Origin of the sequence: Klebsiella sp. G-Nf4, assembly GCF_002810615.1 — a bacterium.
In the GTDB taxonomy this organism is placed as follows: Bacteria; Pseudomonadota; Gammaproteobacteria; order Enterobacterales; family Enterobacteriaceae; genus Klebsiella; species Klebsiella variicola.
In genome coordinates this window covers 1-1,210 of record NZ_PION01000030.1, presented here as the reverse complement: position 1 = coordinate 1,210, position 1,210 = coordinate 1, and the positions used below count along the sequence as shown (strand labels likewise).

Annotated in this window: 1 protein-coding gene; it reads right to left on the bottom strand. The window is 61.7% G+C overall.

Going from position 1 to position 1,210, the window contains the following annotated elements; genetic code table 11:
• Positions 1-175: 175 nt before the first annotated feature.
• Positions 176-1,210 (bottom strand): carbohydrate porin (locus tag CWM57_RS27030; RefSeq protein ID WP_100676598.1); only part of this gene is annotated, 1,035 nt, incomplete at its 5' end.

The window sequence follows — 1,210 nt, the reverse complement described above, 5'->3', positions numbered from 1 at the left end:
GGCGCCTGACCGCCCGGCGGCGCTGCGCTTGCCGGGCCTACGTTGTGTGAGCCTGCGGGAAGGAACGTAGGCCGGATAAGGCGTCAGCCGCCATCCGGCATAAATGGAGCGCACCAGTCGTAGCCCGGCTAAGCGTAGCGCCAGCCGGGAACGCTCCTTCGACAACGCTATCGCATCAGAACCACGCCTCAAACATTCCACCGACGTTCAGCGAATCCAGCTGCTGGTCCTGGGTACCGTTAACCTTCGCGGTGTGCTCGTTGTCCACCTGACCGCCGGTCACATAGAAACGCAGCATCGGGCGGAACTCCGGCCCCATGCCGATGGCGATGTTCTGCGACAGCGTCAGCTTCCAGCCGTGGTTATCCCCGCCCTGGTCGTAATCCACGCGCTGGTAGCCCGCTTCCAGCCAGGTGGAGTGCACGTCGTTCCAGAAATACATCGGCCGGACGATGGCGCCGTAGTTTTTACGGTTGTCGGTGTTGTCCTTGCCGTTGTCGTAGTCGTGGAAGGCCAGCAGGTATTCGATCTGCGCCTGCTGGGTGAACTTATGGCTGCCCTCGAAGCTGGCGTAGACCGTGGTCAGGTCGTCGGTCTTGTTGTAGACGCTGTTATCCGAGTTGTCGGAGTAGCGCAGGATCACCTTGTTCACCCCGCTGTCGTTGGTGTGGCTCAGCACCAGGCCGCCCTGCCAGGCTTCGAGGCGCGCGTCGCTGTCCACCGCCTTCGAGTCAAAGCCGTAGTTGGCGTACACCTCGACGTCGATCGGCCCGGCCTTGATGTTGTGGGTTTTGGTGGTCAGCGCGTAGTGGCCGTTGTCGCCGGTATCGGAGCTGCCGGTACAGGTGATACGCGACGGGTTGGTCTCGTCGGCCATCACTTCCGGGCTACAGGATTTCACCTGCGAGACCGTCGCCACGTCAAACTGCACGCCGCCGATATCAAAGTTCTTCACCCCGGCGCCCTGGCCGTCGTGGTTCATCCAGAAGTAGTCGTTGATCCCCTGTTGCGGACGCTGGTGGAAGTCGCGGCCGGCCCAGATATAGGCGTTGGGGTTGGAGTCGAGGACGTTGGTGACGCCGACGTAGGCCTTCTTCAGGTTAACCTCGTCGCTCCAGTGGTCGAACATCACGTTGAGATCCCAGATAGCCCCCTGCGCGCTTTTGAAGGCCTTGCTGATCTGGAATTCGCCGCCGTTGCTTTCGTTGCC